26 protein-coding genes are annotated in these 23,916 nt (G+C 58.0%); 15 read left to right on the plus strand and 11 right to left on the minus strand.

The window, feature by feature from the left end; all coding sequences use genetic code 11:
* Positions 1-91 precede the first annotated feature (91 nt).
* Complete coding sequence (locus IFU29_RS07510; RefSeq protein ID WP_191933661.1) at positions 92-616, minus strand: GNAT family N-acetyltransferase; 525 nt, start codon at positions 614-616, stop codon at positions 92-94.
* Positions 617-618: 2 nt separating this feature from the next.
* On the minus strand, positions 619-1,182 hold the full coding sequence (locus tag IFU29_RS07515; RefSeq protein ID WP_191933372.1) for a helix-turn-helix domain-containing protein: 564 nt from the start codon (positions 1,180-1,182) through the stop codon (positions 619-621).
* 150 nt (positions 1,183-1,332) lie between these two features.
* Here IFU29_RS07515 and IFU29_RS07520 point away from each other — a divergent pair, with 150 nt between their 5' ends.
* From IFU29_RS07520 to IFU29_RS07575, 12 genes are all read left to right on the plus strand, one after another.
* The gene (locus IFU29_RS07520) at positions 1,333-2,064 is read left to right on the plus strand and encodes a MerR family transcriptional regulator (RefSeq protein ID WP_191933373.1); all 732 of its coding nucleotides are present in this window, start codon (positions 1,333-1,335) and stop codon (positions 2,062-2,064) included.
* A 10-nt stretch (positions 2,065-2,074) separates the two neighbouring features.
* Positions 2,075-2,506: a nuclear transport factor 2 family protein gene (locus IFU29_RS07525; protein WP_191933374.1), complete on the plus strand. Its 432-nt coding sequence runs from the start codon at positions 2,075-2,077 to the stop codon at positions 2,504-2,506.
* Complete coding sequence (locus IFU29_RS07530) at positions 2,503-3,219, plus strand: SDR family NAD(P)-dependent oxidoreductase (RefSeq protein WP_191933375.1); 717 nt, start codon at positions 2,503-2,505, stop codon at positions 3,217-3,219. Before IFU29_RS07525 ends, IFU29_RS07530 begins: the two co-directional genes overlap by 4 nt.
* Positions 3,220-3,222: 3 nt before the next feature.
* On the plus strand, positions 3,223-4,488 hold the full coding sequence (locus IFU29_RS07535) for an FAD-dependent oxidoreductase (protein ID WP_191933376.1): 1,266 nt from the start codon (positions 3,223-3,225) through the stop codon (positions 4,486-4,488).
* Positions 4,485-5,201, plus strand: a complete 717-nt coding sequence (locus IFU29_RS07540) for a DUF1365 family protein (RefSeq protein ID WP_191933377.1) — start codon at positions 4,485-4,487, stop codon at positions 5,199-5,201. Before IFU29_RS07535 ends, IFU29_RS07540 begins: the two co-directional genes overlap by 4 nt.
* 3 nt (positions 5,202-5,204) lie before the next feature.
* The gene (locus IFU29_RS07545; RefSeq protein WP_191933378.1) at positions 5,205-6,434 is read left to right on the plus strand and encodes an SAM-dependent methyltransferase; all 1,230 of its coding nucleotides are present in this window, start codon (positions 5,205-5,207) and stop codon (positions 6,432-6,434) included.
* Positions 6,431-6,910, plus strand: coding sequence for a DUF2878 domain-containing protein (locus IFU29_RS07550; protein ID WP_191933379.1), 480 nt, complete (start codon positions 6,431-6,433; stop codon positions 6,908-6,910). Before IFU29_RS07545 ends, IFU29_RS07550 begins: the two co-directional genes overlap by 4 nt.
* Positions 6,910-7,422: a hypothetical protein gene (locus tag IFU29_RS07555; RefSeq protein ID WP_191933662.1), complete on the plus strand. Its 513-nt coding sequence runs from the start codon at positions 6,910-6,912 to the stop codon at positions 7,420-7,422. Before IFU29_RS07550 ends, IFU29_RS07555 begins: the two co-directional genes overlap by 1 nt.
* The gene (locus tag IFU29_RS07560) at positions 7,422-7,955 is read left to right on the plus strand and encodes a DUF3833 domain-containing protein (protein ID WP_062746561.1); all 534 of its coding nucleotides are present in this window, start codon (positions 7,422-7,424) and stop codon (positions 7,953-7,955) included. The genes IFU29_RS07555 and IFU29_RS07560 overlap by 1 nt, the downstream gene beginning before the upstream one ends.
* A gap of 74 nt (positions 7,956-8,029) precedes the next feature.
* Positions 8,030-8,134 carry a protein YohO gene (locus IFU29_RS07565; protein ID WP_072277467.1) on the plus strand — a complete coding sequence of 35 codons (105 nt, stop codon included), beginning with the start codon at positions 8,030-8,032 and terminating at the stop codon, positions 8,132-8,134.
* A gap of 362 nt (positions 8,135-8,496) precedes the next feature.
* A complete protein-coding gene (locus tag IFU29_RS07570; protein WP_191933380.1) occupies positions 8,497-9,228 on the plus strand; it encodes a DUF2384 domain-containing protein in 732 nt (243 codons plus the stop codon).
* Entirely contained in the window at positions 9,221-9,874 is a 654-nt protein-coding gene (locus tag IFU29_RS07575) for an RES family NAD+ phosphorylase (RefSeq protein ID WP_191933381.1), read from the plus strand. Before IFU29_RS07570 ends, IFU29_RS07575 begins: the two co-directional genes overlap by 8 nt.
* A 7-nt stretch (positions 9,875-9,881) precedes the next feature.
* Here the strand turns inward: IFU29_RS07575 and idi are convergent, their stop codons facing one another.
* The 5 genes from idi to bglX all read right to left on the minus strand — a co-directional run bounded on the left by idi (position 9,882) and on the right by bglX (position 15,447).
* Entirely contained in the window at positions 9,882-10,409 is a 528-nt protein-coding gene (gene idi, locus IFU29_RS07580) for an isopentenyl-diphosphate Delta-isomerase (protein WP_191933382.1), read from the minus strand.
* Positions 10,410-10,533: 124 nt separating this feature from the next.
* Positions 10,534-11,643 carry a suppressor of fused domain protein gene (locus IFU29_RS07585; RefSeq protein WP_191933383.1) on the minus strand — a complete coding sequence of 370 codons (1,110 nt, stop codon included), beginning with the start codon at positions 11,641-11,643 and terminating at the stop codon, positions 10,534-10,536.
* 151 nt (positions 11,644-11,794) lie between these two features.
* The gene (locus IFU29_RS07590; RefSeq protein WP_244633653.1) at positions 11,795-12,208 is read right to left on the minus strand and encodes a lysozyme inhibitor LprI family protein; all 414 of its coding nucleotides are present in this window, start codon (positions 12,206-12,208) and stop codon (positions 11,795-11,797) included.
* A gap of 24 nt (positions 12,209-12,232) precedes the next feature.
* Positions 12,233-13,099: an oxygenase MpaB family protein gene (locus IFU29_RS07595; RefSeq protein ID WP_191933385.1), complete on the minus strand. Its 867-nt coding sequence runs from the start codon at positions 13,097-13,099 to the stop codon at positions 12,233-12,235.
* 50 nt (positions 13,100-13,149) lie between these two features.
* On the minus strand, positions 13,150-15,447 hold the full coding sequence (bglX, locus tag IFU29_RS07600) for a beta-glucosidase BglX (protein ID WP_191933386.1): 2,298 nt from the start codon (positions 15,445-15,447) through the stop codon (positions 13,150-13,152).
* A 188-nt stretch (positions 15,448-15,635) separates the two neighbouring features.
* Between bglX and dld the strand changes: the two genes are divergently transcribed.
* A complete protein-coding gene (gene dld, locus IFU29_RS07605; RefSeq protein WP_191933387.1) occupies positions 15,636-17,357 on the plus strand; it encodes a D-lactate dehydrogenase in 1,722 nt (573 codons plus the stop codon).
* A 65-nt stretch (positions 17,358-17,422) separates the two neighbouring features.
* Here the strand turns inward: dld and IFU29_RS07610 are convergent, their stop codons facing one another.
* Positions 17,423-19,855, minus strand: coding sequence for a DUF3772 domain-containing protein (locus IFU29_RS07610; protein ID WP_191933388.1), 2,433 nt, complete (start codon positions 19,853-19,855; stop codon positions 17,423-17,425).
* Between the two features lie 187 nt (positions 19,856-20,042).
* On the opposite strand from IFU29_RS07610, the gene IFU29_RS07615 reads away from it, so the two are divergent.
* The gene (locus IFU29_RS07615) at positions 20,043-20,558 is read left to right on the plus strand and encodes a GNAT family N-acetyltransferase (RefSeq protein WP_191933389.1); all 516 of its coding nucleotides are present in this window, start codon (positions 20,043-20,045) and stop codon (positions 20,556-20,558) included.
* A 53-nt stretch (positions 20,559-20,611) separates the two neighbouring features.
* Here IFU29_RS07615 and pbpG read toward each other — a convergent pair whose 3' ends face one another.
* Positions 20,612-21,565, minus strand: coding sequence for a D-alanyl-D-alanine endopeptidase (gene pbpG / locus IFU29_RS07620; RefSeq protein WP_191933390.1), 954 nt, complete (start codon positions 21,563-21,565; stop codon positions 20,612-20,614).
* Positions 21,566-21,732: 167 nt separating this feature from the next.
* Complete coding sequence (locus IFU29_RS07625) at positions 21,733-22,320, minus strand: Yip1 family protein (protein WP_191933391.1); 588 nt, start codon at positions 22,318-22,320, stop codon at positions 21,733-21,735.
* A gap of 223 nt (positions 22,321-22,543) precedes the next feature.
* Here IFU29_RS07625 and IFU29_RS07630 point away from each other — a divergent pair, with 223 nt between their 5' ends.
* Positions 22,544-23,113 (plus strand): DedA family protein, encoded by a 570-nt coding sequence (locus IFU29_RS07630; RefSeq protein WP_191933392.1) that lies wholly within the window; start codon positions 22,544-22,546, stop codon positions 23,111-23,113.
* Positions 23,114-23,130: 17 nt separating this feature from the next.
* On the opposite strand, the gene IFU29_RS07635 is transcribed toward IFU29_RS07630, so the two are convergent.
* Positions 23,131-23,781 carry a DUF1028 domain-containing protein gene (locus IFU29_RS07635; protein ID WP_191933393.1) on the minus strand — a complete coding sequence of 217 codons (651 nt, stop codon included), beginning with the start codon at positions 23,779-23,781 and terminating at the stop codon, positions 23,131-23,133.
* Between the last annotated feature and the right edge of the window lie 135 nt (positions 23,782-23,916).

A 23,916-nucleotide genomic window follows, 5' to 3' on the forward strand; every position in this document is an offset into this window, starting at 1 on the left:
GTTTACGCCGATCGTGCAGCGCCCGGACAGGCACTGCACGACGTTGAATAAACAGCGCAAATGCAGACCGCTGGCACCGTGACGGGCCCCTTTACGCCACCTTCTCCGGGATCTTAAACATCACCGTTGTCGCGTCCATCACCCCGGCGGTGGAGCGGGCATAGTCGGGGATCTGCCCTGCCACCTGCCATCCCAGCGAGCCGTACAGCATTTCAGCGACATCGCCGCTGCGGGTATCCAGCACCAGCAGGCTGCGGCCGAGTTCAACAGCGCGAACCTCTGCCTGCTGCATCAGCGCGCGGGCAATGCCGCTGCGGCGCGCCTGCGGATGCACCAGCAGTTTGCATACCTCGGCGCGGTGAGCACCGTTGGCCGGCATTGCCAGCCCCAGCATTACCGTACCGACAATGCGTCCTTCCCGCCGGGCGGCCAGCAGCTGTTTATCGCCGCAGGCGAGGCTCATCACCACATCAAGCCAGAAACGGTTGAACTGCTGTGGGTCGCGATCGACAAAACCGATACTCGCGCCTTCGGCCACGCAGCCATCCAGCACATCGCTCAGCACCGCGATCTCCTGTCGGGCCTGTGCCGCGTCCAGCCACTGATAACTGATTATTCTCATGGGCGTGCCACCACCAGCGCGTAATGCGCCCCGGCAGGCTCAGGCGCGTGAAAGGTGGTACGCCCGAACAAATGAAAGCGCAGGCAGTCGCCCTGCTCCAGTCGCCAGAACTGCCCTTCCAAATGAAATTCCAGCACCCCCGCCAGTATCCAGATATGTTGTTCCAGCCCGGACAGCGGGGGAATGTCATACTCAATCCGCGCACCGCCCTGCAGTCGGGCATCAATCAGTTCGGCATGGAACGACTGGGCGGGAGGCGAAACCGACCGGCGTTCATAGCCGTTTTCCGCATCGCGCCAGACGCTTTGCTGGTGCGGCCGCAAAAGCTGTACCGCCTCCTGCTCGACCTCACTCAGCAGCCGTGACATGGTCAGCCCGTAAGTATGGCACAGGCGGTTGAGCAGCGATGCCGTGGGACTGGTCTCAGAACGTTCGATACGGGATAGCGAAGCCCGGCTAATCCCGGTAAGCTCGGCCAGGGTCTCCAGCGACCAACCCTTTTCCAGGCGCAGGTCAGCCAGGCGTTGTGCCAGACGTTGTTCCGTTGGGGTATGTTCCATCTCATATTCTCATTTATGGGAATAAATCTCTCTAATGAGATATAGCAGGCGATTTTCGCCATTTCAACTTGTACAATGAATAATACTTTGTACAACCTGATAATATTGGTTAGGCTGATAACAGGTCTGACAGTCAGTAAGAGGTAATTCATGGCACTGTACAGCATCGGAGACGTCGCAGAGCGCTGCGGCATTAATCCGGTAACGCTGCGCGCATGGCAGCGTCGCTATGGCCTGCTTAAGCCACAGCGTACAGAGGGAGGTCATCGTCTTTTTGATGAAGACGACGTGGCGCGCATTGAAGAGATCAAACGCTGGATTGAAAGCGGCGTACCGGTCGGCAAAGTGAAAGCGCTGGTTGAAGGCGAAAACATCAACGTTGATGATGGATGGGCGTCAATTCAGGAAGAGATGCTGGCCGTGGTCCGTCAGGTGCGTCCCTCTAAATTGCGGGTGAAAATCGCCGCAGTAGGGAAGGATAATCCGGCAGAAATGCTTATCGACCATGTTTTCGTACCGATTCGTCAGCGACTAGGGTTAGATCAAAACACCGCAAGAGCGATGTGTAGTTTATTAGATGGTGCGTTAATTGATTACATCGCCTTCTGTTTAACCGGCTCGCGTAAAAAAGCGGGTAAAGATGCCCTGCTGATCGGCTGGGGGATTAATGACCGGACACGGCTGTGGATGGAAGCCTGGCGGCTTTCTCAGCAGGGCTGGCGCATCGATGTGCTGGCAGAACCGCTGGAGTCACCGCGTCCTGAACTGTTCCCCGGACAGCATATTTTTGTCTTCACCGAGAAAGCCCTGACCAAACGCCAGCAGGAGCAGTTAACCCAGTGGCAAGCGCAGGGGTTCTCGATTACCGCACACGGCCAGTAGGGGATCCGGTATGACGCAGCAGATCGCACTTCAGCAGTTAGTGACATTTTATCAGACCCTGGACAGCGAGCGTCTGTCGATGCTGGCAGAGATATACCATCCTGAAGTTCGTCTGAGCGATCCGGTCGGTGAACATCAGAGCCTTGCCGTGGTAGAGCAGTACTTTGCCAGCCTGTTGAAGAATATGCGTTATTGCCGTTTTGTCGTCACACTGACCCGCGAGTTTGACAGCGATGCGCTGCTGCTGTGGCGTATGGAGTACGCGCACCCCTCATTACAGGGCGGTGCTGATCAGACGCTGGAAGGCAGCAGCTATCTGCAATTCCGCGAGGGCAAAGTCGTCTTCCAGCGGGATTACTACGATATGGGCGCCATGCTCTACGAGAAACTGCCGCTGCTCGGCAGCGTCATTGGACTGGTCAAAAAGAGGCTGCAACCATGAATCGCGTTCTGATCACCGGGGCCAGCTCCGGCATCGGCCTGCAGTTAGCCCGCGACTATGCCGCCGACGGCTGGCATGTCACCGCCTGCGGGCGTAATGAGGAGCGGCTGGAAACCCTGCGCCAGGCCTTTCCGCAGATTGAAACCTGCGTATTTGACATCACCGATCTGGCAGACACCCGCGCGGCACTAAGCGGTAAGCTGGTCGACCTGGCCATTCTCTGCGCCGGTACCTGTGAGTATCTCGATCACGGCGTGGTGGAAGCAGAGAAAGTCCACCGCGTTATGCTGACAAACTTCAGCGGGCCAGTGAACTGCCTCGACAGCCTGCTACCTCAGATGCAGCCCGGCAGCCGCGTGGCGCTGGTCGGCTCCACCGCCAGCATGGTTCCCCTGCCCCGCGCAGAGGCTTACGGTGCCTCCAAGGCGGCACTGGCCTATTTCGCCCGCAGCCTGGCCCAGGACGTGAAGCGCCAGCAGGTAGGCATTACCCTGGTTCTGCCCGGGTTTGTTGACACGCCGCTGACGCAACGCAACGATTTTGCCATGCCGATGATCGTCGATGTGGTTCAGGCTTCGCGCTTTATCCGGCGCGGGCTGGCAAAAGGAAAAGCTGAAATCGCTTTCCCGGCGCTGTTTGCTTTTATCCTGCGGGTGACCTCCCGGTTACCCCTGGCCCTTCAGCGTCTGTTAACGCAGAAAATAGCGAGGTAGATCGTGCGCGTTGCGATTATTGGCAGTGGTATCGCTGGCCTGAGCTGTGCGTGGAAATTAGCCCCGCGCACGGAAGTCCACCTTTATGAATCAGGCACCACTCTCGGCGGTCACACGGCGACGGTGGACGTTGAGCTGGACGGCAAAAACTGGGCGATTGATACCGGATTTATTGTTTTTAATGACCGCACCTATCCGCGTTTTCTGGCCCTGCTGGCTGAACTGGGTCTGGAAAGTCAGCCAACGGAGATGAGTTTTTCCGTGCGTAACACCCGCACCGGACTGGAGTATAACGGCCACTCTCTCAGCAGCCTGTTTGCCCAGCGCAGTAATCTGCTGAAACCCTCTTTTTACCGTTTCCTGGCTGAAATCGTCCGCTTCAACCGCTGCGGTAAGCAGTGGCTGACCCACCAGCAGGAACAGGGTACGCTCGACGAATTTCTCACCGTACAGGGGTTCAGCGACTTCTTTGCCCGGCACTATATACTGCCCATGGGGGCCGCTATCTGGTCAGTCTCGCTGAGTGAAATGCGCCAGATGCCGCTGACCCAGTTCCTGAATTTCTTTAATCATCACGGCCTGCTGGATTTAACGCAGCGGCCGCAGTGGTATGTGGTGCCCGGCGGATCGCGTGAATATATTCGCCGTCTGATGCAGCTGATCGGTCAACAGATGCAGGTCTATCTGGATACCCCGGTCACCCGGGTGACGCGGGATACGCAAGGCGTTACGCTGGAAAGCCCGCGCGGAGTAGAACGTTATGATCAGGTGATTTTTGCCTGCCACAGCGACCAGGCGCTGCAACTGCTGCACGATGCCTCGCAGCAGGAAAGTGAAATGCTGGCTGGCGTGCCTTATCGCGCCAATGAAGTGGTCCTGCACACCGACACCAGCCTGCTGCCCAAGAGCCGTGCGGCCTGGGCCAGCTGGAACTATCGCCTGAATGACAGCGACGATAACAGCGAACAGCAGGGTGCCAGTGTGACCTACAATATGAATATATTGCAGGGCATTGCGTCTGCCCACACCTTCTGTGTCAGCCTGAATCCCACCCAGACCATCGACCCGGCAAAAGTATTGCGCCGCTTCGAATATCATCATCCTCAGTTTGGACCCGACTGCCTGCGTACCCAGCAGCAGCGGCTGTTGCTGAACGGAAGCAATCACACGTGGTTCTGCGGTGCCTGGAGTTATAACGGTTTCCATGAAGATGGCATTCGCAGCGCCCTCGACGTAGTGGTAGCGATGGACCAGGCAGGCCTGCTGTGAACAGCGTCCTGTACAGCGGCCACGTGCGCCACCGCCGTTTTACGCCGGTGGATCACCAGTTCAGCTACCGTATTTTTATGCCGCTGATTGACCTGGATGAGCTGGCGCTGCTGAAAAGCGTGGGGATTGGCAGCAGCCGCCTGTGTGCAGCCAGCTTCAGCGAGGATGACTTTCTCGGCGGTGGGGGCAATATCAAACAGCGCGCTCAGGCGCGCATTGCTGCCCTGACGGGTGAGCATATCTCCGGACGCGTAATGCTCCTGACCCAGCTGCGCTACTTCGGCTGCTCGTTTAATCCGGTCAACCTCTACTATCTGTACGATGCCGCAGACACCCTGCGCTGGATGCTGGCCGAAGTCCGTAATACGCCGTGGAATGAGCGCCATACCTACGCGGTAAAACCGGACGGCAGCGAAACCACGCAAAAGGCATTTCATGTCTCGCCGTTTAACCCCATGGATATGGTTTATCACTGGCGGCTGTCGCCGCCGGGGAAATCCCTGGCCGTACATATTGAAAACCACCGCGAAGGACGGGAGTTTGACGCCACGCTGCATTTACGCCGTCAGCCGCTCACCCGGCAGACACTGCGCCATTTTCTCTGGCGCTTCCCGATGATGACCGTTCGAACCGCGCTGGCGATTTACTGGCAGGCGTGGAAACTTTGGCGCAAAGGTGCGCCTGTCTATGATCACAGCAAGTCGGAGAAATAACCCATGAATGGCACCGACCTCAGTCTGACACGCCGTGCAAAAACGGGTAAACGCTTCTCCGCTTCCCGCCGGGTGATTTTTTCCCTGCTGCAGGCGATTAAAGGGGCGGGTCTGACCCTGCACGATCCCCATCTCGGCACACAGTTTTTCGGCGATGCCCAGGCACCGCTGCAGGCCGAAGTCATGGTTCATCATTCGCGTGCCTATCGCCGCATTCTGCTGGGAGGCAGCATCGCGGCGGCGGAAACCTATATGGATGGCGAGTGGGAAACCCCGGATTTAACCGCGGTGATCCTCACGCTGGCGCAAAATATCCGCGTGGCCGATAAGCTGGAGGCCCGCCTTAGCTGGCTGACCGCCCCGTTTAATCAGCTGGTCCATGCGCTGCGCCGGAATAACGTGCGGCAGGCAAAGCGGAATATTGCAGCCCATTACGATCTGGGTAACGACTTCTATACTACCTTCCTGGATGAGGCCATGCTCTATTCCAGCGCCTGGTTCCAGCAGCCAGAGATGACGCTGGAGCAGGCGCAGCAGGCCAAAATGAAGCGCCTGTGCGTCAAACTGGCGCTGACCCCGCACGACCACCTGCTGGAAATTGGCAGCGGCTGGGGGGCGATGGCCGAATTCGCTGCCCGGGAATACGGCTGCCGGGTGACCACCACCACCATTTCCCGCGAGCAGTATGAATACTGCTGTCAGCGTATCGCCGCGGCTGGCCTCAGCGATCGCGTCACCGTACTGTGTGAGGATTATCGTAATCTTAGCGGCCAGTACGACAAAATCGTGTCGATCGAAATGATCGAGGCGGTAGGCAAACGCTATATCCCCCTGTTTATTGAGCGCTGCCAGCAGTTGCTGAAGCCGGGTGGCCGCCTTGCCCTGCAGGCGATAACCATCAGTGAAGAACGCTTCACTGGTTATGCGCGCGGCGTGGACTTTATCCAGCGCTATATCTTTCCCGGTGGCTTTTTACCGTCGGTCAGCCTGCTGCAGAACACCCTGCGGGAGGTCAGCGATTTTAGCGAGATAGACCAGCTTGAAATTGGCCCGGACTACGCAAAAACCTTACAGCTGTGGCGACGCCGTTTTGACCACGCGTGGCCGCAGCTTGCGCAGGGGCGCTTTGACGAACGCTTCCGCCGCATGTGGCTGTTTTATCTCTGCTACTGCGAAGCTGGTTTCCGTGCCCGGACCATTGGCACCGTCCAGCTGACGCTGCAGCGCGCATGAACCGCCTGCGCTTCTGGCTGTTGACCCTGGCATTCGATGTCTACTGGGGGCTGGCGGTTGCGCTGCGCGCGCGTATCTGGCCGCTGCTGTGCGGGGTGGCGCTGTTCGCCTGGTTCCTTTGCCCCCGCCGGATCAAACCCCGGCTGCTGCTGGTGGCATTGCTGGGGATAGCACTGGACAGCCTGTGGCTGAGGCTCGGGCTGTTCAGCTTTACTCAAAGCGAAACAGTACCGGTCTGGATGATGGCTCTGTGGCTGGCGTTTGCCTGCTGGTGGTGGCTGATCCTCACCCGCTTTGCGCCCGGTCGCCTCTGGCAGGTGCTGGCCGGTGCGCTGGGGGGCCCTTTTTCCTATTTTATCGGTGAGCGACTGGGCGGCCTGCAGTGGCATCAGCCCCTGCTCGTCGTTATGGCAGCCCTGGCCCTGGGCTGGGCGCTGTATTTACCCTTAGCCAGCCATCTTCTGCGGAGCAAATGATGAAAAAATGGCTGTTGTTATTACTGCTGTGCTCACCGTTGACTCAGGCCGCTGACTGGCTGCGCTGGCAGACAGTCGGTCAGGCTACGCTCACCTGGGGACCTTTTACCGTCTACGACTCGCAGCTGCTGACCCCCGGAGGGCGCTGGCAGCCGCAGCAGTGGCCACTGGCACTGGTCATTACCTATCGCCGGGATATCAGCCGCCAGGACCTGCTGGACGCCACGCTGGAACAGTGGCAGGCACAAAAAACAGGGACGCCGGATCAACGCCAGCAGTGGCTGAAAACGCTGGCCACCGTCTGGCCAGACGTCAGTCCGGGTGACCGTCTGGCCTTTCAGGGGGATGCCGGCGGCGGGCAGTTTTACTGGCAGGATGCCGGAACTCAGGCGGCTATCCGTCCCATCGGGCCGCGCTTTGATAGCGCGTTTCGTGATGCCTTCCTCAATATCTGGCTCTCGCCACAATCGACTTACCCCGATATCCGTCGGGAACTGACCGGAGGTGAATGATGTGGAAATCCCTGTTACTGACCTGCACCCTGCTGCTGTCGGGCTGTGGTACAACCATTGATGAGTACCAGCAGGCCCAGCCAAAGATTGATATTTTCAGCTGGTTCAACGGTGAGTCCCGCGCATGGGGCATGGTACAGGACTATAGCGGCAAGCAGATCCGCCGTTTCGAAGTGGCGATCCAGGGCCAGGTCGTCGGCGACACTCTGACGCTGAACGAAAAGTTCGTTTATGACGACGGCGAGAAGCAGACCCGCGTCTGGCATATTCGCCGCCTGGCTGACGGCAGCTATGTGGGGACCGCAGGCGATATTATTGGCACCGCGAAGGGGCATGCCAGCGGCAACGCCTTCAACTGGCGCTATACCATGACGGTGAAAACCGATGACAGCAGTTATAAACTGAACTTCGATGACTGGATTTATCAACAGGATGCCCTGCACCTGATGAACGTCACCTCAATGAAAAAGTTTGGCGTTGAAGTGGCACGCGTCACGTTATTTTTCTCAAAACAGCCCGCTGCGGCACAATAAGACGCCTGTTTGGCTTAATTACGGAGGGCGGAAGCGCTATACTTCGCCCTCCGTTAAGAAAAACAGGTTAAGTGATGAACTTACAAAAGATTGGTGTGGTATTTATTTTTCTGCTGATGGCGCTGGGTGGTATTGGTGGCGTCATGCTGGCCGGCTATACCTTTATCGTCCGCTCCTGACGGCCTCGCCAGGCGGCATGCCCCCTGCCGCCACGCACTCATTTCCGTTGGTTTAACCGATCACCCGCCGTAATACCTCACTCCCGGTCATGACATTATGCTCTGAGTTTACTGATTAAAATAAAACTCAAGCGTGATGACTGAAACCCCATTTTCGGCCTACGCCGCACTGACAAACTGTTCCGGGTGACTGGCACGGCACCGGTCATTGGCCTGCTGGCCCTGCTGATGATTCCCCGGGAACCCTCGGGCTACGAGAGGCACGGCGGGGACTTTGCCCCTGCCCGGTGATGAAATTTTAGACACCTCGAAAAATATGCGATATATTCAATCTATGCAATATATTCAATCAGGGGTCTTTTATGTCCGCTAAAATGACAGCCGTTACACTGAATACCGTCGGTCTCATCAACGGTCAGCAGTTGCGCAATATGGTGGCGGAGGAGAGCGCTGAATACCTGGTGATTAACGTTAACCAGCTGAAAGAGACAGCGCGACCGCCCGCAGACAGCCGCGATGCCATGCGCAAAAAACTGGAAGCGCTGGTCAACAATCCGCTGCTCGACCCCTCACTTGCTCTGGCACTCTTTGAGGTCGCGCAGACGCTGCTGATACCGGCACGCCGTAAAGCAAAGGTCGCCCCGGCGGTGAATAAAACCGCCAGTATCTTTGACGGTTATGAGCAGCTCAGAGCCCGTAATCAGCTGCGTGCGCAGGATATCCGCGCCTTTGTGCTGCGTGAAGGTGAATGGATCGCCTCCGGAGAGCTGTCTGACCGGGCCCACTTCACCAACCGCAACCGCAGCGCCGGGCCGAACGCATGGAAGCGTCGCGGGAAAATCTTTGCGGTCAGCGTCGACGGTCAGGATCGTTACCCTGATTATGCATTTGATGAGGCGTGGCAACCGCTACCGGTGATCAAACGCGTGCTGGCGATCTTCGACGGCACCCGCACCTCCTGGGCGCTCGCAGCCTGGTTTGCCACTGAAAATAGCTGGCTGGGCGGGCGTAAACCGAAAGATCTGCTCAACAGCGATCCCCTGGCGGTGGCAGAAGCCGCCCTCCAGGCAAGATCAGGAGCCCTGCATGGCTAAGGACAGCCACAACGAAAAAGGACTTTTACCGCCGGGGGGCGCGGTCGTGATTAACGATCTGTGCCTGCTTCCCGGCCATATACTGTTTCGTATTCATCGCCAGCCGTTCGCTGGTGACTGCTTTAATTCCACCACGCAGGGTAATGCACGCTTCAGCCCGCTATTCGATCGACTGGGTGCCGTGATCCCCACCCTCTACGCCGGCGATGCTACACGTGTGGCGCTCTGCGAGGTGATTTTCCACGATGTCGACGTTTCCCGGCAGGCTATCGTCTACCCGGTCAGCCAGCTGGATGCCTTTCGCCACAGCCAGCTGGTCACCACGGCACCTGTTCAACTGGCCAGCCTGGATTTACCGTCTCTGGTAAAAATGCGGGTAGGGAAAAAACTGATCCACTCCGATGCCAGCAGCTACGGCATCACTCGCCAGTGGGCTGAAGCCATCCACCAGCAGCATCCGCAGGTTCAGGGACTGACCTGGCCCTCACGTCAGCACGAGGGTAATGCCTACCTGTTTTTTGGCGACCGCATGGCCGGGAACTTGCAGATGTCCGGTCGCGGAACACAGCCTCTGACCTCCCCTCCCGTAGTGGGAGAACTGCTGGCGCTGGCAGACCGGATGGGAATTTATCTGGAGGAGTCGTGAAGAATGGCTACGCGATGTAGCGGGCAAACTCGGCCGGGATGCGGGCAAAGGTCAGGAGGAACCAGGGAGTAAAGCGTTCCGGGTGGCTTTGCATTTCACGCTGAATATCCGCCAGCGAACTGTAGCGCCACTCATCCGCTTCTTCCGGATTAATACGCGGCAGGTCATCACTGACCGCGAAATAGACATGGCCATATTCGTGTTCGGTCAGACCGTTACTGAGCGGCAGATTGTAGCTGAGTTCAAACACGGGCTGCAGCGACAGACGCAGCCCCATCTCTTCTTCAAGGCGGCGCTCCGCCGCGCTCTGCGTCGACTCCTGCGGGTAGGGATGACCACAGGTGGTATTGCTCCACAGCCCGCCACAGTGGTATTTACCCCTGGCGCGACGCTGTAGCAACAGCTGATGGTCAGAATTGAACACGTAAACGGTAACCGCACGATGCAGCAGTCCCTTTTCGTGAACTTCCATTTTCTCCATCTTACCGGTAGGGCGGTCCAGACTATCGACCAGAATTACTTCAATTGCAGACATGCCGACTCCTCAGAACAGATACTGACTATTCTGGCATAAGAGGCGGCAGAGGATCTGCACTAAATCGTGCTTTCGCTAACGTTCCCGGCAATGTGTCCGCCTCCCTCACGGGCGGAGGGAGGTATTACGCCTCCACGTTGACCACCTGCTGACGGGCGCGGAAAATATGTCCGCTGCCGTACTGCAACAGCCGGGCCACCAGCTCCATACCGCCATTCTCTCCGGCCTGGGCGAACTCGCGCTCCGGGGTGGTCACCGGCGCTGCCCATAGCAGATTGACCTTCTCTCCATCACGTTTTGGCAGAGGAAACTGCCCGCTTTCACGTCCGAGGGCAGAGGAAAGGATAAACCCTTCGAAGCCCATCGGGGCCGACGCAGAGGCCAACGTATGCCCCTCCCCCAGCCAGCTGAGGCGCGCCCAGGGCATATGAGCAAATCCGGCCAGCGCACTGGCCATCTGTACCGCGTTCTCTTCCGTCATCACCTCAGCATCCACCGCCATTGCCAGTTCGGTACGCCGGTACTCCGGGGCCAGGTCTTCGTAGAGGAAATCGACCCAAGGCATCGGACGAATGCACATGCCCAGCGTCAGAAAATACCAGCTGCCCTCGTGGTAATGCTGCGAAATTGCCATCGGCGGCCAGTTGCCCTGGTCAATAGAGTAATACTTCAGGGACTCACCGTACTGGGCTTCATAGCACTGCAGCATCTCCTGCTGGAAAGGTTCCCACAGCTGACCGTCCTGCCACTCGCGCCAGAACTGGCGGTACTGCTGCGCGGCGGCGTAGTTTTTATTGGTGGAGGCAGAGCCCAGTGGTGAGGTCAGGCGGTTAGCTTTGATGCAGCCCGCAGAAAAGCTCACCTGCTGATCCTGATACAGGCTCCAGCCCGGGATCACCGCCAGTAGCTGCCCCTGATACCAGAGTGCAGCGCCGTCGTCACTGGGTTCCCAGATAATCTGCAGCCCGGCCGGGTCGAGCATCGGCTCGGCGGCGAGCGTCCGGCAATATTCCGCACTCAGCAGCGGCGGGGTACCCTGCTGCATCGCGGCCACATCTTCCTGCTGGGGAGCAGGCAGCAGATTACGCAGCCAGCAGCCGCGCACGGCAAACTGCTGGCGAAACGCTTCGGCCGGCCAGATATAGAAATAAGCGGTGCGCTCATCCTGCTCAACAATTGCAATCAGCGTCTGTTGCTGATTGGCCACCTCAGCAATCTGATAGGGCTGTGTCATAAGGCCTCGACGGTTGTAGGGTTCCATTCCCCTGAGAACAGGTCAGGATAAGAGAAGAGGATGGCGCGTTGCACCCCGTCAGGGCAAGGGTAAAAGTCTCAAAATGGTGCAGCCAGAAGACGGCGCGGTTTTTCGCCGCCCCTACCCGGGGTCAGTCGCCCATCCGGGTGCTGTTGCGCAGACGATAAAGATCCCGCGCTTTGTCCCTGACGACATTCAGTTTCGATTCGGCCGCCACCAGTCCCCAGACCGTGCCCTGCTGCTGCTGATAAAAGAGATTCATGCCCTGAAAGTAGCTGTCGCGATAGCCTATCCACGCGCGCTGCGCCTTTTTCAGCGCCGCCTGCGCAGCGGGCGACTGCCCGGCCAGCAACTGCTTATACTGGCTGTTCAGCTCACTGTCCCAGGCGGTATTTGCCGCCTCATAGCACTGCAGATTCGCAAGCGTACTGACAGCCTGCTGCTGGCAGCGCTCCAGCTGCGTGTCCAGATCCTGCCGTAACAGGTCTGCGCCGCTGGCCGTTGCGGCAATCAGCATCAGCGCGCCGGCAATAAGGGTTTTCATGATCATATCCTTCGTCGTTAAGGGTTATCGTCCAACCCGCGTCATCGCCCGCTGATACGCGCCGCGTGAAATTGCCCAGCGCAGCATTCTGGCGATGATGGCAATACGCAGGCGTATCATTCGTCGTCGCAGTGGGGAAAAGTGCAAGCCAAAGTCCTGTAGCGCCCACTGCGGCAGTAGCTCAATACCGGCGACCAGCATGGCATTCATCGCCGGGCGGGCCTGCCAGGAGGGCGCAGGCGCATTCAGCAATAGCGACAGGACCTCCTGCGTACGCTCATCACAACGCAGCTGCGGCCGCATCGCCGTCAGATACGTCTCCACTGCCGCCACGCTGTCCGGCACCTGTTCTGCCCCCAGCGCCACGGCCACTAACGCTGCCTCAGCGTAGTAACGGTTCTGCTCTGCCAGACTCAGCTGCGGATTTTTATAGCGCAGATGGGCGGCGAGGAAACAGCGGGTTTCCGCTACGTGTACCCAGGTCAGCAGTTGCGGATCGCTGGCGGCATAAGGCTGCCCCCGAGCATCCACGCCGGTGACGCGCAGGTGAATACGTTTCACCCGCTCGATCAGCGTATGAGCATCTGCGGTATTACCAAAGGTGGTGACGGCAATGAACTGGCTGGTCCGGCGCAGCCGTCCCATCATATCGTGGCGGAAGGTGGAGTGGTCCCAGACACCCGCCAGTGCAAGGGGATGTTGCATCTGTAACAGGAGTGCGGCGATCCCACCACACAGCATGGAAGGAAAATCACCGTGTACACGCCATATCACGCTGTCCGGGCCATAAAGACCGGGATCGCCCGGCGGTTGTGACAGATCAAACTCGTTCAGGGACAGGCCGTTTAAACGAAATACCTGCTGCTGAATTCTGTCGCGTAAACTGACCATTCTTTTCGCCTGGTAAAGCAGAACGGGCGGGGCTGACCCCGCCCTGTGATTTACAGATAATCAAACTCAGCGTTAACGGTTCGGGCTGAATCCAGCCCAATCATCACGCTAAATTTACCCGGCTCGGCCACCTGCTGCATTCTGGCATTCCAGAATTTCAGCGCGCTGACGTCGATCGGGAAAGTTACCGTCTGGGATTCGCCCGCCTTCAGCATGATGCGCTTAAAGCCTTTCAGCTCTTTCACCGGGCGGCTGATACTCGCCACCTCATCACGCAGATAAAGCTGAACCACGGTCGCTCCATCGCGCTTACCGCTGTTCGTGACGGTGACGCTGGCGTTAACCGTACCGTTACGCGGCATAGTGGCTGATGACATCTTCACCGGGGAGAGCGTGAACTGCGTATAGCTCAGTCCGTAGCCGAACGGGAACAGCGGACCGTTTGCCTCATCGAAGTAGTGAGAGGTGTACTTATTCGGATTTTCGAAGTTATAAGGACGGCCGGTATTCAGGTGGTTGTAATAGATTGGGATCTGGCCCACCGAACGCGGGAAGGACATCGGCAGCTTACCGGACGGGTTGTAGTCACCGAACAGCACATCGGCAATAGCGTTACCGCCCTCGGTGCCGCTGTACCAGCTTTCCAGCATCGCATCCGCCTGCTGCGTTTCATGGGTCAGCGTCAGCGCACGTGCGTTCATCAGCACCATCACCAGCGGTTTGCCCGTGGCCTTGATGGCATCAATCAGCTTCAGCTGGCTTTCCGGCAGCGTCAGATCGCTGCGGCTGGAGGCTTCATGCGCCATACCGCGCGCTTCACCAATGGCCAGCACAACCACATCCGCTTTCTTCGCGGTTTCAACGGCTTCATCCAGCATCTGTTGCGGCGATCGTGTATCCACGGTCATCGCTTTTTCATACAGATTGATAAAGTCCTGAATGCCTTTATCGTCGGTGACGTTGGCCCCTTTGGTGTACAGCAGCGTCGCCTTACCGGCGGTCGCGTTTTTCATCCCCTGCAGCAGGGTCACGGACTGGGCGGCCACACCCGCGGCAGACCAGCTGCCCATAATATCAATCTGGCTGTCAGCCAGCGGGCCGATCAGCGCCACCGTGCCGGATTTTTTCAGCGGCAGCGTCTCCAGACGGTTTTTTAACAGCACCATACTTTTACGCGCCACATCCCGCGCTTCGGCACGATGCAGGCGGTTTTCCGCATTGGTATCCGCCGGATCGCTGCTGGCGGGACCCAGATGGCTGTACGGGTCATTAAACAGGCCCATATCGTATTTCACGTTGAGCACGTGGCGCGCAGCGTCATCGATCTCTTTTTCACTGACCTGGCCGCTTTTAACCAGCCCGGGCAGGTATTTGCTGTAGTACTCATCGCTCATACTCATATCGATGCCGGACTTCAGCGCGATGCGCACGGCATCCTGAGGGTCACTCGCCACCCCGTGTTTGATCAGCTCTTTGATCGCGCCGTGATCGCTGATGGTGATGCCCTTAAAGCCCCAGTCATCGCGCAGCACGTCTTTAAGCAGCCAGCTGTCGGCGCTGGCCGGAACGCCATTCAGTGAGTTCAGCGCCACCATTACCCCGCCGCTTCCGGCGTCCAGCGCTGCTTTATACGGCGGCAGATAGTCCTGGAACAGGCGCTGCGGGCTCATATCGACGGTGTTGTAATCACGTCCGCCTTCCACCGCCCCGTAGGCAGCGAAATGCTTGACGCTGGTCATCACCGAGTAGCGATCGGCCGGGCTTTTACCCTGCATGGCCTGCACCATGGTTCGGCCCATGACGGACGTCAGATAAGTGTCTTCCCCGAAGCCCTCAGAGCCACGCCCCCAGCGCGGTTCCCGGGTCACGTCAACCATCGGCGCCCAGGTCATATTTAACCCGTCATCGGCGGCTTCATAGGCGGCAATACGGCCCACCTCCGCTACGGCATCGGTGTCCCAGCTGGAGGCCAGCGCCAGCGGGATGGGGAATTGGGTGCGCTGACCGTGAATCACATCATAGGCAAAGAACAATGGAATTTTCAGGCGGCTGAGCTGCATGACCTGATCCTGCATCTCACGGATGTCATGGCGGGTCACGGTATTGAAAATCGCCCCCACCTGCCCCTGCTGGATCATATCGCGGATCGTGGATTTGGGATTATCCGGCCCGACGCTGATCAGCCTCAGCTGGCCAATCTTTTCATCCAGTGTCATTTTTTTCAGCAGGTCAGTGACAAAAGCGTCGCGTGCCTGCGGCGTAAGTGAGTGCGGGCCGATCAGATCGTCGGCAAATACTGGCTGGATCGCCAGAGTAACGGCAAGGCTGACAGAACAAATCCATTTCATCAGTGGGTTTTCTCTCAAGTGACTGTGGCGTATCTGTTATTTTACTGCAGGTAACCTATGGCAGCAGTGTGTCATACCTTGAGAATAGCAGCTAGTTTTCAGGTGATGAATCACAGAGGTCTCAGACGGGACTTTATTGCCATGCGGTGAGTGCTACAGTAGAGCGGTGATACTGACAAGGACATGACATGCACACTTCCCAACACGCTGGACAAAAACTGATTGCTGAACTGGGCCGCATCGTTGGCCGCAACCATCTGCTCACGGACCCCGAAAAAACAGAGCGCTATCGCAAGGGCTTCCGATCGGGCGAAGGCGATGCGCTGGCTGTGGTGTTCCCCGGGACATTACTGGAACAGTGGCGCATTCTGCAGGCCTGTGTCACCGCGGATGTGATTATCCTGATGCAGGCGGCCAATACCGGGCTGACTGAAGGCTCAACGCCGAACGGCAAGGATTATCCGCGCGATATCGTGATTATCAGCACCCTGCGGATGGACAAAATCCAGCTGCTGGACGCCGGGAAGCAGGTGCTGGCCTTCCCCGGTAGCACCCTGTATCAGTTAGAAAAAGTCCTGAAGCCGCTGGGCCGTGAGCCCCATTCGGTGATTGGGTCCTCTTGTATCGGGGCATCCGTGCTCGGCGGTATCTGTAATAACTCAGGCGGGTCGCTGGTCAAACGCGGCCCGGCCTACACCGAAATGGCGCTTTACGCGCAGATAGACGCCAGCGGTAAGCTACGACTGGTCAACCATCTCGGCATCAACCTGGGCACCACGCCGGAGCAAATCCTCGGTAAGCTGGACGATGACAGCTGGCAGCAGAGCGACGTGCTGCACGACCAGCGCCACGCCTCCGATCCGGACTATGCCGTGCGGGTGCGCGACGTCGACGCCGACACCCCGTCACGCTTTAACGCGGATGCGCGTCGCCTGTTTGAAGCCTCCGGCTGTGCCGGTAAGCTCGCCCTGTTTGCAGTCCGTCTGGATACGTTTGAAAGCGAAAGCGCCCAGCAGGTCTTTTACATTGGTACCAACGATACGGCAGTGCTCGATCGGCTACGCCGCCACATGCTGGCCAGTTTTACCCATCTGCCGGTGGCTGGCGAATATATGCACCGGGATATTTTTGATATCGCGGAAACCTACGGCAAAGACACTTTCGTGATGATCGACAAGCTCGGCACCGATAAAATGCCGCTGTTCTTCACGCTGAAAGGGCGCGCAGATGCGCTGCTGGCAAGGATCAAGTGGCTGAAACCCCACTTCAGCGATCGGATGCTGCAAAAAATTGCCGCGCTGCTGCCCTCACACCTTCCACCGCGCATGAAGCAGTACCGCGATCGTTTTGAGCACCATCTGATGCTGAAAATGTCCGGCGAAGGCGTGGCCGAAGCGCGGGCCTATCTGCAGGAATTCTTCAACGATGCCGACGGCGGGTACTTTGAGTGCGAAGGGAAAGAAGGCGCACACGCGTTTCTGCACCGCTTTGCCGCCGCCGGGGCCGCCGTGCGTTACCACGCCGTGCATCATGAAGAGGTGGAAGATATTCTGGCGCTGGATATTGCGCTGCGCCGTAACGATCGCGACTGGTTCGAAAAACTGCCGCCGGAGTTTGACGATGCCCTGACCCACCGCCTCTATTACGGCCACTTCCTGTGTCATGTGTTCCACCAGGACTATATTGTGAAAAAAGGGGTGGATGCGCACGCGCTGAAAGAGAAGATGCTGGAAATTCTGCACGCCCGCGGCGCAGAGTATCCGGCAGAGCATAACGTTGGCCATCTGTATCAGGCCAAGCCGCAGCTGAAGGCCTTTTACCAGCAGCTTGACCCGACTAATACGTTTAATCCTGGCATTGGAAAAACCACACGGGCGAAGCACTGGGGTGAGTGCGGGTGCGATAAATAGCCGCGCGGGCGAACAGGAAAAAATGCGCGGGGCGACCGGAATAAAGGTCGCCCTCTACGGGGGGATTATTCCTCCGGGGCGTCCTTCAGTACCATCTGACCGTTTTTACGCTCGATGATCATGGTCTGTGGCGCAGAAAGCATCACCCCTTCTTTGCGTAGTCGGGTGAGGATATCAAACAGCAGATCGCTTTTTGCGCCGCCCACCTGACGCGGGCTGGCCACATTCCCCGTCACCGACAGCACGATGCCGGTTGAGGTCAGATCTTTGAACGTGACCGACGGCTCCGGGTTCTCCAGAATACGTTCGTTCTCGTTATACACTTCCAGCAACAGCTGACGCACCTGCTGCGGGTCAATATCCAGCGGGAAGGTCAGCGTAATGGTGGCCACCCCCTGCGCATTGCCCATCGTGGCGTTGCGCACGTTCTGAGAGATCAGCTGAGAGTTCGGTACAATCACCGTGGATTTATCACTGAGCTGAATTTCGGTGGCGCGCACGTTGATACGGCGGATATCCCCTTCAATGCCGCTAATGCTCACCAGGTCACCCACTTTGACCGGGCGCTCGGTCAGCAGGATCAGACCGGAAATAAAGTTCTTCACAATCTCCTGTAAGCCGAAACCGATACCGACCGACAGGGCGCTGACGATCCACGCCAGCTTGTTCCACTGCAGACCCATAATCGACAGTGTCATCAGGATCACCAGCACAAATCCTATATTGCTGAACAGCGTGAGCAGCGACAGCCGCATCCCTTTGTCCATGGTGGTTTTGGGCAGGAAATCATGCTCCAGCCAGCGTTTCACCGAACGCAGCACCCAGATACCGACCACCATGCAGATCAGCGCATTGACCATATGCGCAGGCACGATATTCAGGGATTCAAGCCCTTTGCCGCCCCAGAACTCAATCGCTTTCTGCACCAGCTCAATCGGCGTCGAACTGCCGAAGGTGCCATTAAGCAGCGCCATTGCGGCTGCCAGTATAAGGAACGTCTTGCCAATGGCGCCAAGCACCGCTGCCACCTGCCCCAGATGCCGCTCGTCGATATTCAGTGAGGTCTGAATACGCTTGCCGGAAGCATTGTTGGTGGAGAACAGGCTTTCGCAGCCGTCCGCTACCAGCTGGCTGCAGATGTAGAATGATCCAAAGACAATTCCCATCCAGATCAGCTCATAGCTGAGGAAGCGTGCCAGGGTGATATAGCCGATAAGCAGCGCGATCATAATCGCCACGCCAATCAGCGTCAGCGCCATCTGAATCAGCCCCACCAGCGTGGATTTGGCTTCCGGTGGGTTACCTGCCTGGAGCATACGCCGGCGCACGCGATTGGTTCGCATGCTGATTGACAGCGCCGTGGCACCGATCAGCAGCGCCGTCATGCCGTTGGCAAAAATCGTCGTCCCGACGCTGGTGCTGGCGCTGCTGTTAAAGGTCTCTACCGTCTGGAAAATAAACACCAGGGCGGCGGTCAGCGGTGGATAGGGCTTTAAAGCCAATGCCACTTCATTGGAAATATTGGGCAGACGCCATGACGGCCGACGGGTGGAGAGGAACGCCCGGCCTAATCCGGCGATCAGGCCGCAGAACACACTCAGCCCGACCAGCTTATCGGCAAAATCACGGACGTCATCAATCACCTGATCGTGACGGGTAAAGGCCTGGTCGAGGAAATTAAACGCCAGCACCACCGCGGCCAGAGTGGTCACTGCCGTGGCGGCCGCCAGGAAACTGCGACGCAGACGCCCTTCGGGCAGATGATGGATCCCCACCCAGGCGAGAAACTCCTCAAGATAGCGGCGACCCAGCGTGGCGACCAGCCCGGCGGCCAGCACCCACATAATGGTGCCAAAACGCCAGCCTGACTCCCACGACAGTGCGGCGGTGGAAGTCAGTTCATCAATAAAATCGCTGATTTTAACGCTGTCATCGCTTTGCGTGTTATACAGCGGCGCCCAGAAGCGCGGGCCAAGAATACTGCCCGCGTTCAGTGCCAGCTGAGTTTTCAGCGCATCACGGCGCAGGTTGACGATCTGCGCGGAAAGATTAATGGCCCCGCTCTTTATGGCTTCCGCCTGCTTGATCTGGGCATCCATTTTCCCCTTCTGGTTTTCCAGCTTATTTCTTTTGCTGGTCACCTCCGCGGTCTCTTTCACTCCGCTGTTCGCCTGCGGAGCCGGGCCAAGCACGGCCAGCTGGGCCTGCAGCTGGGCACGCTGGGGAACAATACCCTGCATCAGCGTATCCGCATCGCCAGACAGCTCCAGCGCCAGTTCGTTGAGCGCCATCAGCTTGCTGTCGTTGGTTTCACCGGAAACCTGCTGTTTGATCTTGTCCAGCACCTTCTGCATTTTCGGCAGTTCAACGGCAGCATTGACCTTTGGAGGGGCATCGGTTTGCTGTGCGTCATCGCCCTCCGCAGCCATAACCAGCTGGGGCGATAGCGTCACGAGCGCCAGCAGACAAACGCGAAGAAAAGTTAACAAGCCAGACATGTGCAGGTTCCTGATACTAAGGCAGCGCCGGGCGGCGCCTGACAATTGCCGGCTAGTTTATGCTTTTGCCCTGGCCGGCACTATAGGATTTGTGATGTAAAAATGAGGTCGTTATCATAAGAATATTCTATGACTATCGTCGACGGTGAGTATGGCAAATTAAGAAGAAAACACGCATGGAGAAAACATGTCTCTTCCCCACGCTGACCTGACGGTCCGCGACGCCGTCCTCGCCGATATCGACGCCCTCACCCGTATTTATGCCTGGCATGTCCTGCACGGCTGCGGTTCCTTTGAAGAAACGCCGCCTGACGCGGCAGAAATGGCCGATCGCTATCGAAAAGTCGCTTCATTCGATCTGCCGTGGCTGGTAGCAGAGAGGGACGGACAGGTGGTGGGATATTGCTACGCCGCCCAGTATCGCCCCCGTCCGGCTTATCGCTTTACCGTCGAAGACTCAGTTTATATTGATGCCGATCAGGGCGGACGAGGCATCGGCACCGCACTGCTCGCCGCGCTGATTAGCCGCTGTCAGCAGGGGCCGTACCGGCAGATGCTGGCCATTATCGGCAATGGTGAGCGTAATGCCGGCTCACTTAACCTGCATAAGAAAATGGGCTTTGAGATCGTCGGCAACTTTCGCGCCGTGGGTTTCAAACACGGTGAATGGCGCGATACGTTATTAATGCAGCGGGCGCTATAACCGGGGCTATCGGGGGCGAGTGTAAAAAGGATCGCCCCCGACAGGAGCGCAGGTCACTCTACCGCGCTGTCATCGACCACACGGTTACCTGCCAGCTGTGAGGCTTTTTGCTTTTTATAACTCAAAGCTGCAGGCGGAACCGGGGAAATTTTACCGGTTTCAATCCACTTACGCAGGCGGTTTGCGTCGGCAAAATGCGTGTATTTGCCAAACGCATCCAGCACGACCAGGGATACCGGGCGGTGATTGATCACCGTACGCATCACCAGGCAGTGCCCCGCTTCATCGGTATAACCGGTTTTCGTCAGCTGAATATTCCAGTCCGGTCGATATACCAGATGGTTGGTATTGCGGAACGGCAGGGTGTAATTCGGGTTACGGAACGTTGCCATATCTTCATGGGTGGTGCTCAGTTCACCCAGCAGCGGATAGCGTTTCGAGGCAATCAGCAGTTTACTCAGATCGCGCGCCGTGGAGACGTTTTTAATCGACAACCCGGTGGGTTCCACGTAGTGCGTGTTGCTCATGCCCAGCGAGCGCGCTTTGGCGTTCATCGCGCGAATAAACGCATCATAGCCGCCCGGGTAGTGGTGCGCCAGGCTGGCCGCTGCGCGGTTTTCCGAGGACATCAGCGCCAGCAGCATCATGTTCTTGCGGCTGATTTCGCTGTTAAGACGTACGCGGGAATAGACGCCGCGCATCTCCGGGGTATGGCTGATATCGACTGTCAGCATTTCATCCATCGGCAGATGGGCATCCAGCGTCACCATGACCGTCATCAACTTAGTGATCGAGGCGATCGGCCGCACCAAATCAGGGTGGCTGGCGTAGATCACCTTCTGGGTATTCAGATCGACGATCATTGCACTGCCTGAGGCAATTTCAGGCTGGGCGGCGGTCGTCACAACGGCAGGCGTCTGCGACCGCGCGACAGCCTGAGTCAGAATGCCCTGCGCAGACAGCAGCAGAGCCACACTTAATAGAGACAAACGAATTTTTGCAGGCATCGTAAACTTAACGGCTGGTAAGGTGGGTGTGGAAGCCACACACCGCGTCCCGCACGCGTTGCGGGGGCTGGCCGACGCATAATACGCCGAAGGTTAAGGATTTTCCTACAGGATATTCGTTTCCGGGCGTTACCAGCAAACCGCCGGTTTCCCGGCGGTACCGGTGGTCAGAAAAGCTGATAGCCATAGCCCCAAATCACCACGGTCATCGCCAGTAACACTTCAAACACCAGGATGCCAATAGCCAGGGTGGATCCGGAAAGCCGCAGACTCTCTTCACGGTCAATATTCAGGAACAGCGGGATGCCGACGTACAGCAGGTAGCCGGTGTAGGCTAACGCCAGCGCACCGACCAGTACGCAGAGCCATACCAGCGGATAGAGCGCGACCAGCCCGCTGATAAACAGCGGCGTAGCCACATAGCCGGCGAACACCCGACAGCGGGAGAGCGAGGGCCGCTGCGGGTAATCCCGCGCCATCCACCAGATAACCCGCCCCATCACCGCCACGCCCAGCAGGATCAGGGCATAGAACAGCACAGCCAGTGAGAAGGCGGTGGCCAGCGACAGGGGGATAGTGCGTTCTATCCCTATATCCCAGCCGATCTGTGTGGTGCCGATAAAGGCGCAGAGCACCGGGATCAGCGCCATCAGCAGGACGTGGTGAGTGTAATGGTGCGAGAGCGTTTCATTCTCTTGCTTAATGTCGCGCATCTCCCGACCCGGATGCGCAAGCAGTCCCCAGACATGGTTCATAGCATCACTCCTCTGTACGACGGACCGCCAGCAGGCACTGTTCAGGGCGGCATCTCTTCAAGTATAAGCGGCTCTGAATAGTTTGTTTTTTAACCCGACATGAAATGTATTAAGCACTTCATTACATGCAAAAAATAAAGCGTCTGAAAGCACTGAAGCTGCAAGATCTGTTAAAAGGGTTAGACTTAGCGGCACAAATACAATGAGGAGTACCGGTTCTCTGATGGATGTGAATACGCTGATTTCCCAGTATGGCTACTGGGCATTATTTATTGGTTGTCTGGCAGAAGGCGAGACTTTTACCCTGCTGGGTGGTGTCGCCGCCCATGAAGGTTTGCTGCACTATGGCTGGGTGGTGCTGGTGGCGATGTGCGGTGGGATTCTGGGTGATACTGCCCTGTTCTTTATTGGCCGCCGCTACGGGGAGCCGATCCTCCAGCGGTTCAGAAAGCATCAGCAGCAGATCGATCGCGCTAACCGCTTGATCCGCAAGCGGCCGGTTCTGTTCGTGATCGGCGTGCGTTTTATGTACGGGCTGCGCATTGTCGGGCCGATTATTATTGGTGCCAGCAGGCTGTCGCCGCGTAAGTTTTTACTGTTTAATCTGGTCGGCGCGGCGCTGTGGGCGGTCATTTTTGTCACCCTCGGCTACCTGGGTGGACGGGTGATTGCCCCCTGGCTGCATCAGCTCGATCATCACCTGAAGCATCTGTTCTGGCTGCTGCTGGCGGTGGTCGTCGTATGGGGAGTCCGCTGGGCGGTGAAACACCGCAACAGCAATAATAAACAGTAAAGGTCAGCGATGCGGGATCAGGATGAGGGGCTCCCCGGCAGCTGCCGGAAAAAGTCCGCATAGGCCGGTGCTCTGACCTGCTCCAGCACTTCCGCCAGCTGCGCCAGCGGCGCTTCCGACCAGTCCACGCGCAAATCAATATCCGCATAAGGGCGGCTGTCCCACACCTTCAGTGCCGCAGAGCGGATGCCCCGCCCATCCCCTCCGGCCTGCTGTGCCGCGTTCAGTGCCGCCAGCATCCGGTCCGCCAGCGGCAGGCGTGCGGCACGTTCAAACGCCGCCTGCATCGACACCAGCACACCATCGCCCGCCAGCATATTGCCCGCCACCGCCATCTGCACGCCCGCCACGCTGCTGAACCAGCGCCCGCAAAGGCTGCCGCTCCAGTGCGCCGTCGCTCCGGCATGGTCGACGATCAGCAGCTGACGCCGTTCGCGCGCCTCATCCTCTTTCAGCAGCAGGTGCAGCGTCTGCTCCGCGCTCAGTCCCGCCGTCAGCAGCTCCAGCCCGCGAATGCCGTAAAGGGGGTTGGTCAGGGCCTGGGTGGCAATGGCTCCGGTGCGGGCCCGGCCGTGGATCACCAGCGCCCCCACTGCCGGGCCGCCCGTGGCGGTGGCCGCCGCCAGCGCGCCGCTTTGCGCATCGCGTGCCACAATGGAAAAGGTCATTGCGCCCTCCTTCTGTCAGGCAGATCAAATTTATATGGATAAATTATTGCACTTAACTCTATTTATACGCATAAATAACAAACAGGACAAACTTTGTTCATCCGCATGTCACACAGGTGCGGTGATCGCTCTGCT

This window comes from Erwinia persicina (assembly GCF_014838825.1).
Classification (GTDB): domain Bacteria; phylum Pseudomonadota; class Gammaproteobacteria; order Enterobacterales; family Enterobacteriaceae; genus Erwinia; species Erwinia persicina_A.

Excerpts from the sequence above, each read along its gene's own strand:
- IFU29_RS07515 (WP_191933372.1), bottom strand. The coding sequence starts at position 1,182 with ATGGAACATACCCCAACGGAACAACGTCTGGCACAACGCCTGGCTGAC.
- IFU29_RS07520 (WP_191933373.1), top strand. The coding sequence starts at position 1,333 with ATGGCACTGTACAGCATCGGAGACGTCGCAGAGCGCTGCGGCATTAAT.
- IFU29_RS07525 (WP_191933374.1), top strand. The coding sequence starts at position 2,075 with ATGACGCAGCAGATCGCACTTCAGCAGTTAGTGACATTTTATCAGACC.
- IFU29_RS07530 (WP_191933375.1), top strand. The coding sequence starts at position 2,503 with ATGAATCGCGTTCTGATCACCGGGGCCAGCTCCGGCATCGGCCTGCAG.
- IFU29_RS07545 (WP_191933378.1), top strand. The coding sequence starts at position 5,205 with ATGAATGGCACCGACCTCAGTCTGACACGCCGTGCAAAAACGGGTAAA.
- IFU29_RS07550 (WP_191933379.1), top strand. The coding sequence starts at position 6,431 with ATGAACCGCCTGCGCTTCTGGCTGTTGACCCTGGCATTCGATGTCTAC.
- IFU29_RS07555 (WP_191933662.1), top strand. The coding sequence starts at position 6,910 with ATGAAAAAATGGCTGTTGTTATTACTGCTGTGCTCACCGTTGACTCAG.
- IFU29_RS07560 (WP_062746561.1), top strand. The coding sequence starts at position 7,422 with ATGTGGAAATCCCTGTTACTGACCTGCACCCTGCTGCTGTCGGGCTGT.
- IFU29_RS07565 (WP_072277467.1), top strand. The coding sequence starts at position 8,030 with ATGAACTTACAAAAGATTGGTGTGGTATTTATTTTTCTGCTGATGGCG.
- IFU29_RS07570 (WP_191933380.1), top strand. The coding sequence starts at position 8,497 with ATGTCCGCTAAAATGACAGCCGTTACACTGAATACCGTCGGTCTCATC.
- IFU29_RS07575 (WP_191933381.1), top strand. The coding sequence starts at position 9,221 with ATGGCTAAGGACAGCCACAACGAAAAAGGACTTTTACCGCCGGGGGGC.
- idi (WP_191933382.1), bottom strand. The coding sequence starts at position 10,409 with ATGTCTGCAATTGAAGTAATTCTGGTCGATAGTCTGGACCGCCCTACC.
- IFU29_RS07585 (WP_191933383.1), bottom strand. The coding sequence starts at position 11,643 with ATGACACAGCCCTATCAGATTGCTGAGGTGGCCAATCAGCAACAGACG.
- IFU29_RS07590 (WP_244633653.1), bottom strand. The coding sequence starts at position 12,208 with ATGAAAACCCTTATTGCCGGCGCGCTGATGCTGATTGCCGCAACGGCC.
- IFU29_RS07595 (WP_191933385.1), bottom strand. The coding sequence starts at position 13,099 with ATGGTCAGTTTACGCGACAGAATTCAGCAGCAGGTATTTCGTTTAAAC.
- bglX (WP_191933386.1), bottom strand. The coding sequence starts at position 15,447 with ATGAAATGGATTTGTTCTGTCAGCCTTGCCGTTACTCTGGCGATCCAG.
- dld (WP_191933387.1), top strand. The coding sequence starts at position 15,636 with ATGCACACTTCCCAACACGCTGGACAAAAACTGATTGCTGAACTGGGC.
- IFU29_RS07610 (WP_191933388.1), bottom strand. The coding sequence starts at position 19,855 with ATGTCTGGCTTGTTAACTTTTCTTCGCGTTTGTCTGCTGGCGCTCGTG.
- IFU29_RS07615 (WP_191933389.1), top strand. The coding sequence starts at position 20,043 with ATGTCTCTTCCCCACGCTGACCTGACGGTCCGCGACGCCGTCCTCGCC.
- pbpG (WP_191933390.1), bottom strand. The coding sequence starts at position 21,565 with ATGCCTGCAAAAATTCGTTTGTCTCTATTAAGTGTGGCTCTGCTGCTG.
- IFU29_RS07625 (WP_191933391.1), bottom strand. The coding sequence starts at position 22,320 with ATGAACCATGTCTGGGGACTGCTTGCGCATCCGGGTCGGGAGATGCGC.
- IFU29_RS07630 (WP_191933392.1), top strand. The coding sequence starts at position 22,544 with ATGGATGTGAATACGCTGATTTCCCAGTATGGCTACTGGGCATTATTT.
- IFU29_RS07635 (WP_191933393.1), bottom strand. The coding sequence starts at position 23,781 with ATGACCTTTTCCATTGTGGCACGCGATGCGCAAAGCGGCGCGCTGGCG.